10 protein-coding genes are annotated in these 8,825 nt (G+C 53.4%); 5 read left to right on the top strand and 5 right to left on the bottom strand.

What is annotated here, in order from left to right; all coding sequences use genetic code 11:
• Positions 1 to 358: 358 nt before the first annotated feature.
• The 5 genes from H515_RS0104765 to H515_RS0104745 all read right to left on the bottom strand — a co-directional run bounded on the left by H515_RS0104765 (position 359) and on the right by H515_RS0104745 (position 3,686).
• Positions 359 to 871, bottom strand: coding sequence for a hypothetical protein (locus H515_RS0104765; RefSeq protein ID WP_025876532.1), 513 nt, complete (start codon positions 869 to 871; stop codon positions 359 to 361).
• Between the two features lie 101 nt (positions 872 to 972).
• The gene (gene ruvC, locus H515_RS0104760) at positions 973 to 1,551 is read right to left on the bottom strand and encodes a crossover junction endodeoxyribonuclease RuvC (protein WP_028901651.1); all 579 of its coding nucleotides are present in this window, start codon (positions 1,549 to 1,551) and stop codon (positions 973 to 975) included.
• Positions 1,548 to 2,192 (bottom strand): MBL fold metallo-hydrolase, encoded by a 645-nt coding sequence (locus tag H515_RS0104755; protein ID WP_025876534.1) that lies wholly within the window; start codon positions 2,190 to 2,192, stop codon positions 1,548 to 1,550. Before H515_RS0104755 ends, ruvC begins: the two co-directional genes overlap by 4 nt.
• 92 nt (positions 2,193 to 2,284) lie before the next feature.
• Entirely contained in the window at positions 2,285 to 2,908 is a 624-nt protein-coding gene (rsmG, locus tag H515_RS0104750; RefSeq protein WP_025876536.1) for a 16S rRNA (guanine(527)-N(7))-methyltransferase RsmG, read from the bottom strand.
• Positions 2,909 to 2,921: 13 nt separating this feature from the next.
• Positions 2,922 to 3,686 (bottom strand): RsiV family protein, encoded by a 765-nt coding sequence (locus H515_RS0104745; protein WP_028901650.1) that lies wholly within the window; start codon positions 3,684 to 3,686, stop codon positions 2,922 to 2,924.
• A gap of 68 nt (positions 3,687 to 3,754) precedes the next feature.
• On the opposite strand from H515_RS0104745, the gene H515_RS0104740 reads away from it, so the two are divergent.
• From H515_RS0104740 to feoB, 5 genes are all read left to right on the top strand, one after another.
• Positions 3,755 to 4,366, top strand: coding sequence for an HAD family hydrolase (locus H515_RS0104740; protein ID WP_025876538.1), 612 nt, complete (start codon positions 3,755 to 3,757; stop codon positions 4,364 to 4,366).
• Between the two features lie 4 nt (positions 4,367 to 4,370).
• The gene (gene panB / locus H515_RS0104735) at positions 4,371 to 5,189 is read left to right on the top strand and encodes a 3-methyl-2-oxobutanoate hydroxymethyltransferase (protein ID WP_025876540.1); all 819 of its coding nucleotides are present in this window, start codon (positions 4,371 to 4,373) and stop codon (positions 5,187 to 5,189) included.
• A gap of 23 nt (positions 5,190 to 5,212) precedes the next feature.
• Positions 5,213 to 5,878 (top strand): tetratricopeptide repeat protein, encoded by a 666-nt coding sequence (locus H515_RS0104730; protein WP_025876542.1) that lies wholly within the window; start codon positions 5,213 to 5,215, stop codon positions 5,876 to 5,878.
• 197 nt (positions 5,879 to 6,075) lie between these two features.
• The gene (locus H515_RS14460) at positions 6,076 to 6,216 is read left to right on the top strand and encodes a hypothetical protein (RefSeq protein WP_154653647.1); all 141 of its coding nucleotides are present in this window, start codon (positions 6,076 to 6,078) and stop codon (positions 6,214 to 6,216) included.
• A 93-nt stretch (positions 6,217 to 6,309) separates the two neighbouring features.
• Complete coding sequence (feoB, locus tag H515_RS0104725) at positions 6,310 to 8,790, top strand: ferrous iron transport protein B (protein WP_025876544.1); 2,481 nt, start codon at positions 6,310 to 6,312, stop codon at positions 8,788 to 8,790.
• Positions 8,791 to 8,825: the final 35 nt, after the last annotated feature.

Here is an 8,825-nt window from a genome sequence, read left to right as displayed (position 1 = left end):
GGCATTACCTGACAAAGTCTTGTCCATACGTTCGTCAAGACTAATATGAAACTCAGGTCCAACCTCGCAGACAGAAACGATAGTAAAATAATCTAATATTTGAGAAGGCAAAACAAGAGTTGCCAAGGTGCGTAACATTTTTTCTTCCATAATGCGAAGGTCGGAATTATTAAGATAAATAACAAATTATTCCCCCATTGATTTTCTACTGAGCCCTCCGTACCGTGAGAGAAAGGGTGTGGCATCGCCATCCGACGCAAAAGCCGGAACAGCACATCGGCTATCCCGGCTTCCGTCATCGGCCCGTCGTTTGCACGGCCATGAGTCGCCCCACAATCGGCGGCATGAGGCTTTCGGCTTATCTGAGCTTACCCTTCACTTCCTCCAAAGCCTCCACCCAGTTGGTGTCGAGCGAGAACTGTGTCAGATAGTCCTCACGGTTGTAGTAGGCGAGCACCAGCTCCGCATCGTCGTCGTGGTAGAGCGGATGGTTGATGCTTGCGTCTCTGAATATCTTTTTGATTCTGTTCTTTGCCTTTTCGTCGGCTGCCTTGGCATATTCCTTGGTGAAGAGGTTCACGTAATCATACATGAAGTAGGCCATCGAGTCGAGTTGGTTGTTGAGATGCTTGATGGTCTCTTGCGACAACGGTGTCTCTTTCTCTACCGACAGTGCCGCGAGGGTCTTTGTTTGCAGGTATGAGATGGCATCGACCTTGAACGAAGCCACCTTCCTCAGTCCTGTATCCTCGGCCTTATTGGCTGCCACGGCGTATGCACTCTTGTAAATCTGCTGATAGACACGGTCTTGTGCGTATGTGCCTGCTACGGCTACGAGGGCCAAGGCAATAGTCAAAACAATTTTTTTCATCTTCTTGTCTTTTTGAGTTCCTATTCTTCTGTAATGCTCTTTCTTGCGTATTGTTTCATCGTTATAACACGATTTTCGCTTGGTTATTGTGGTCTTGCGTTTTATTTGATGATGCGCGACTCGTTTTTCCTTGCGAAATCCTTCCACGAACTGAAGTGTCGGCCTTCGGCTTCGGGCTGACTCATCTGCATGAAATGGCAGTAGGCGGCACCCAGTGCGTCGGTGGCGTCCATGAATTGGGGCATCTGGTCGTCGCGGAGTTTCAGCAGTCGTTGCAGCATGCCAGCCACCTGTTCCTTCGAAGCTGAGCCGTTGCCCGTGATAGCCATCTTGATTTTCAACGGTGCGTACTCGTGGATGGGCACGTCGCGCTGTATGGCCGCTGCGATGGCTACTCCCTGTGCGCGTCCGAGCTTGAGCATCGACTGTATGTTCTTACCGAAGAAGGGGGCTTCGATGGCCATCTCGTCGGGCAGATATTCCTTGATGATGCCCGTCACGCGCTCGAATATCTTTCCGAGTCTCAGATACGGGTCCTTCTCCTTGCGCATGTCGATGACTCCCATCACCACCAACTCCGCCTTGTTGCCTATCACACGGATGACGCCATATCCCATAACGTTGGTTCCGGGGTCAATGCCAAGGATGATTTTCGTGGGTTTCGGCGTTGGGTTGTTCATCGGTCCATGTAGGGATTGTGGGCCAGCTCGTAGCCGATGGTTGTCTGGTCGCCGTGTCCGGGGTAGATGATGGTCTGGTCGGGCAGCTGCGACAGCTCGCGGAGGCTGCTGATCATCTGGAACATATTTCCGCCGGGGAAGTCGGTTCGTCCGATACTGCCCTTGAAAAGGGTGTCACCGGTGAAGGCAATGCCCTCCTCACGGCAATAGAGGGTCACCGAACCGGGTGTGTGTCCTGGTGTCGGGATGACGGTAAGCTCGTGATGGCCGAAGCGTATCTTCTCGTTGTCGTCGTAATAGCGGAACTTGGTGGGGAAATCGGTGTCGAGCTGCATGCCGAAGATGGCCGACGCCTGTTCCTTGAGTCCCTCTATGAGGTTGGAATCTCCTGCAGCGCACTCCGTTGTCAGCCCATAGGCTTCGGCTACGGTGGCGATGCCGAACTGGTGGTCGAGGTGTCCGTGCGTGCTGATGAGCCTAACGGGTTTCAGTTGGTTGTCGGCGATATAGTCGGCGAGGGCCTGATGGTCCTCCTTATAGAATGCTCCGCAGTCGATGATGGCGCATTCGAGTGTGTCGTCGCTCACCACATAGCAGTTCTCTTGCAGTTGATTGCATACAAATCTTTTTACCTTTATCATTTCTTTCTCCTTTTCTGTGTGCCCCACTGGGGCGTTAATGTTACGTGTCGGTGGCCCTTCGGCATCACCGTAGTGGCGGTTCTGACGGTCGGCTATACTGGTACGTAGATGAGATTCTTGGTCTTGAACCACTCCTCATCGAACCATTGCGACAGCTCTTCCACCATGGCTATCTTGCGATAGGGCCGCACCTCCTCCTGCAAGTCGCCCCCTTTGAGCACGATGACTCCGTTCTCAAGGGCGTTGTGCTGATCATTGGCGACGTTTTTCCTCACTATCTTCATCAAATCGGGCAGCGGCATGACGGCGCGGGAGACGATAAAGTCGAACTTTCCTTTCTCTTCCTCTCCCCGTAGGTGCTGAGCCAGCACGTTTTCCAGTCCGATGGCGTGCGCCACCTCATTGGCCACGCGTATTTTCTTACCCGTTCCGTCGATGAGTTTGAAGTTGGCGTTGGGAAAAAGGATAGCCAGTGGTATGCCGGGGAAGCCTCCTCCCGTGCCGAAGTCGAGCACATTGGTGTCTTGTTTGAAGTCTATGAACTTGGCGATGGCCAGCGAATGCAGGATGTGATGTAGGTAAAGGTTGTCGATATCCTTGCGCGATATCACGTTAATCTTAGCATTCCATTCGCCGTAGAGCCCCTGCAGGGCCTCGAACTGGCTCATCTGCTTCTGCGACAGGTGTGGGAAGTATTTGCTGATGATGTCTGTCATTGCGTTGTTAGTGTCATTTCTCAAGTGTGACGCACACCTCTCTCGGGTTGATTTCTCCGGCAGTGTAGATGAACGTCACTGAATCGTCGTACAATATGAAGTTCTCGGCAGGGTAAGGGTCGATCATTGCGAAGTAGCCCGCTCGCTGAAGGCTCGCCAGATTGTCGTCGTCGAGTCCGAGTTGGTCGGCCATTTGCTCGACGATGTCCTTGGTGAGCCGCTCCTTGTAGTCAGCCCCGAACTCGTCGGAGAGACGTGTCTGCCTGCCCGTCTCTGGGTCGAAGTTGTGCGCCAGCTGGTATCTGGAGGCCGCGTCTCCAGTCTTTATGTAGATGTCTGACAAGTAAACGAGCCGCTTTCCCCTACCGGGAATGATGCGGGTCTTGATGTTCAGCTCCCAATCAAGCTGACTTCTGGCCTTCTCACGGTCGTGAAGCCACTGCGCAAGCTCCGAGTACTCACGGGCATAGCGCTCCATTATCGTCCTGACGGCTGACTGCGGAACGAGTCGTTCGTAGCTGATGGCGAGGTAATTGGGCTGCAGCGTGCCCATTCGGAGCAGCGAATCGTTGACCGCAGCGTACTTCTTGCCCTTCAAATAGGCAAAATCGATGTGGATACGGCACTGTGCGTCGCGGCGGAAGCTCACGACCGAGTCAGCCACCACATGACCGACAGGCACCGACAGGACCTTGGTCTTGCCGTGTCTGCTCCCGCATCCCACCACGATGAGCGACAGGAGGGCAAGCGACAAACCAGTGAAAAATTTCTTAAGCATATTATATTGGTGGCAAAGTTACGAAAAACTTTCGTAACTTTGCACGCTAATGAACAACAATTAGTAAAATGACAAGAGCTTGTTTATTTGATCTCGACGGCGTAATATTCGACACCGAACCGCAATACACGGTGTTCTGGCGACAGGTGGGTAGGAAATACCACCCTGAGATACCCGATTTCGAGTACCGAATCAAGGGGCAAACGCTGGCGCAAATCTACGAACGCTACTTCCACGGGCAACCGGAGAGGCAGGCGGAGATTACGAAAATGCTCGACGACTATGAGATGTCGATGGACTACCGCTATGTTCCCGGAGCACGGGAATACATCGAGCGGCTACAGAAAAGGGGCATCAAGACCGCCGTTGTCACCAGTTCGAACCTCCCGAAGATGAACAACGTCTATCGGCACCACCCCGATTTCACGCAGTTGTTCGACAAAGTGTTCACGTCAGAGGACCTCACAGAAAGCAAACCGTCGCCCCACTGCTACCTGAAGGCCGCCGCCTACTTCAATCTCGACCCGAAAGAGTGTGTCGTCTTTGAGGATAGCTACAACGGTCTCAAAGCGGGCACGGCTGCAGGGGCACGGGTCATAGCTCTGGCAACCACCAATCCTCTGGAGAAACTGAAGGAATACACATCGGAAATAATAAACGATTTCACTGAAATGATATAGAACAATGGGATATCTAACAACCGACAAGAAGAAAATCACTGCCAAAACGTTCATCGAAATGAAAGCCGCCGGGCAGAAAATAGCGCAGATGACAGCCTACGACTACACCACAGCGGCCATCCTCGACGCAGCAGGCATCGACAGCATACTCATCGGCGACTCCGCCTCGAACATCGTATGCGGAAACGACGACACACTGCCCATCACCCTTGAACAGATGATTTACCACGCAAGGGCCGTGGCAAAGGCATGCCAACACTGCCTGACCGTCTGCGACATGCCATTCGGGAGCTACCAAGTGAGCAGCGAGGAAGGCATACGCAACGCCATAAGAATAGCCAAAGAGAGCGGAGTAGATGCCGTGAAGCTGGAGGGAGGCGAGGAGATTGCCGACACAGTGCGAGGCATCGTCAACGCAGGAATACCCGTAGTCGGACATCTCGGACTCACACCGCAGAGCATCCACAAGCTCGGAGGCTACGGACTGCAGGCCAAGGAGGAAACAGAGGCACTGAAACTCATGGCCGACGCAAGGGCACTCGACAAGGCTGGCGCATTCTGCATCGTGCTTGAGAAAGTGCCGGCAGAGCTGGCGGCACAGGTTACCAAAGTGGTCAAGGCGGCAACAATAGGCATCGGAGCAGGAAACGGCACCGACGGACAAGTGCTCGTCTATGCCGACGCACTCGGAATGAGCCACCGTTTCAGACCGAAGTTCCTACGCTATTTCGCCGACATGGAGAAATGTATGACCGAAGGCGTACAGGCCTACGTAGGAAGCGTCAGGGAAGGAACTTTCCCCAGTGACGAAGAATCATACTGAATCACAGCAAACCCAACACGGAAATGAGGAGAATCATCATCGTCCTGATGCTCGTCGCAAGCCTAACGGCCAGCGCTCAGCACAACGAACTGCGCGACTCGCTCAACCACACCACAGCTGAGCTCGACCAACACCCCGATAGCATAGGTCTGTTGCTCAAGTGCGCTGGATGGAAAGTCATGCTTGAGCAATGGCAGAGTGCCAAAAACGACTACGACCGTGTGCTGCGGCTCGAACCCGACAACCCATCGGCACTCTATTACAGGGCATACGTCAACGAAAGGCTCGGCAGATACAACTTTGCACGGCTCGACTACAACAATCTGCTCCGCATCGTGCCGGGAAACTTTGAGGCACAACTCGGCCTTGCACTACTCAACGAGAAGGACAAGCACTACACCGAGGCACTCGACGGCATCAACAGACTCATCGAACAATATCCCGACAACCCCATCGGCTATGCCGCACGAGGGGGAATAGAGGCCGAACGCAAGATGTTCATGCTCGCAGAGTACGACTTTACCGAAGCCATCGTGCGCAGTCCGGACAACCAAGACTACATACTGCAAAGAATCGAAGTGTACATACAGCAGCGAAAATTCAGCCAAGCCAAACGCGACCTCGACCTACTCGTCAAGCGGGGTGTCAGCAGACCCGCCCTAAAGGATTTCTATGACCGACTGAAATGAGCCGCACCGCTCACCCCTCCCCACCCCAAAACCGCACCACGACAAGGGCGGCAAGCAGCAGAAAAGGAAAGGAGGACGAGGCATAGCGAGACAAAAGGAAAGCAAACGAAGGGCAGTTTGCAACCCACTGACAATCAGCACAAAAGAAAACAGAAAACGAAAGGTCAGCTATGACGTGCCAATAGCTGACCTTTTGCATGGCAAAAGCTCACCTTTCGCAACGTCATAGCTCAACCAACGGAGGACACGACGGCAGAAGCACAACACGAAAACTGAACCACCACCACCCGATAGGCCTAAACAAAATAGATGATGCATTACCCGACAGCGTCCGATGACATCCCCATTATTAGGTATTTTTTCAACAAGTTCGCACCAAAATCCACCATCTGCGCCTTTTTCTTCGTATCTTTGCAGAAAAAGAACAGCGTATGAGATTGTCTGAACTGAAAACAGGTGAGGCTGGTGTCATAACCAAGATTTCAGGACACGGAGGATTTAGAAAACGAATCATCGAGATGGGATTCATCAACGGCAAGGAGGTGAAGGTGCTACTCAATGCCCCCTTGCAAGACCCCGTGAAGTATCAGATCATGGGCTACGAGGTGAGTTTGCGCCGAAGCGAGGCCGACCTCATCGAAGTCATCGCCCTCAATGACAAGTCGCTGACCGAACGAAAACCAACGGAGCACAATCCCGCCATCGAACCCGACGCATCCGACCCCTACGAGCAACCGTTCTTGCCCAGTGAGCTCACCGACGCCGTCAACAGGCAACGCCATATCATCAACGTCGCTCTGGTGGGGAATCCCAACTGTGGCAAAACATCGCTCTTCAACTTCGCATCGGGCGCCCATGAGCGAGTGGGCAACTACTCAGGCGTGACCGTCGATGCCAAATACGGCCATACCGAGTTCGAGGGATATCACATAGAACTGGTCGATCTGCCAGGCACCTACAGCCTGTCGGCCTACAGTCCCGAAGAACTCTACGTCAGAAGGCAGCTCGTAGAAAAGACACCAGACATCGTCATCAACGTCATCGACACGTCGAACTTGGAGCGCAACCTCTATCTGACTACCCAACTCATCGACATGCACATACCCATGGTCTGCGCCTTCAACATGTACGACGAGACGGAGAAGCGCGGCGACCACATCGACTATAAGAAAATAGGACAATTACTCGGAGTGCCCATCATACCAACCGTATTCAGAGACGGAAGAGGACTTGACGATCTCCTCCGCGCCGTCATACAAAACTACGAGGGAAAAGAGGGCGACTACCCGAAATACAGACACATACACATCAACCACGGACACGAAATAGAGAACGGAATAGCCAGCATTCAGGAACACTTGAAGAAGGAACTCGACATCCGACAGAAATACTCCACACGATACCTCGCCATCAAACTGCTTGAAAACGACCATCAGGTAGAGCAGCTTGTGGCACAATTCCCCGACGCAAAAGAAATCATGCGACACCGCGACGATGCTGCACGGCGCGTAAAAGAAGAAACAGGACAGGACAGCGAGACTGCCATCATGGACGCCAAGTACGGATTCATCAACGGAGCACTGGCCGAAGCCGGATACACAACGGGCAAAAAGAAGGACACTTACCAGACAACGCACAAGATTGACAGCCTACTGACGAACAGGTACTTGGGTTTCCCCATCTTCTTCCTCATCCTCTACATCATGTTCACCACCACCTTCACGCTCGGAGAGTACCCAAAGAGCTGGATTGAAACAGGAGTGGCGTGGCTTGGCACAGCCGTGACGACCTATATCCCCGAAGGGCCGGTGAAATCGATGCTCAACGAGGGCGTCATCGGTGGCGTAGGAGCCGTCATTGTCTTCCTTCCGCAAATACTGATACTCTACTTCTTCATATCGTTCATGGAGGACAGTGGCTACATGGCACGCGCAGCGTTCATCATGGACAAACTGATGCACAAGATAGGGCTCCACGGCAAGTCGTTCATACCACTCATCATGGGCTTCGGATGCAACGTCCCGGCCGTCATGTCCACACGGACCATCGAGAGTAAGCGCAGCCGAATCATCACCATGCTCATCCTTCCGATGATGAGTTGCTCGGCAAGACTGCCCATCTACATCATGATCATCGGCTCGTTCTTCGCCGCCCAGTACCGCACCCCTGTCATGCTGTCGCTCTATGTCATAGGCATCATGACGGGAATGGCCATCAGCTGGGTGTTCTCACGGTTCGTCATCAAGGGCGAAGACACACCCTTCGTCATGGAACTGCCACCCTACCGGTTCCCCACGGCAAAGGCCATCGCACGCCATACGTGGGAGAAGGGAAAGCAATACCTGCGCAAAATGGGAGGCATCATCCTCGTGGCATCGATCATTGTCTGGGCACTGGGCTACTTTCCGCTTCCCGACGATCCACAGGCAACCACCTGCGAGCGACAGGAACAAAGCTACATCGGACGCATAGGCAAGGCCATGGAACCCGTCTTTGAGCCACAGGGATTCAATTGGAAACTCGACGTGGGACTGCTGGCTGGCATCGGGGCGAAGGAAATTGTGGCATCGACGCTGGGAGTGCTCTACTCAAACGACGAAACGGTAGCCGAAGTGACGGAAGACGAAAACTACGACAACGCAAAATACGAACTGTTGAGACGGCAGATGACACTCGACGTGGCTCGGCAGCACAACATCAGCATGGCCGAAGCAAGACCCGTGGCCACGCTCACGGCCTACGCATTCCTCATTTTCGTGCTCTTCTACTTCCCATGCGTGGCGGTAATAGCGGCCATCAAGGGCGAGACGGGAAGCTGGAAGTGGGCCATCTTCGCCGCCTGCTACACAACGGCACTGGCATGGCTGGCAAGTGCGGTCATCTTCCAAGTGGGAATGCTCCTCATAGGCTGACCGACTGACGGAAACCGGCAAACGGAGACACACTG

Source organism: Prevotella corporis DSM 18810 = JCM 8529, assembly GCF_000430525.1.
GTDB lineage: Bacteria > Bacteroidota > Bacteroidia > Bacteroidales > Bacteroidaceae > Prevotella > Prevotella corporis.
The sequence above is the reverse complement of the archived record's forward strand: the minus strand, read 5'-3'. Positions and strand labels throughout refer to the sequence as shown.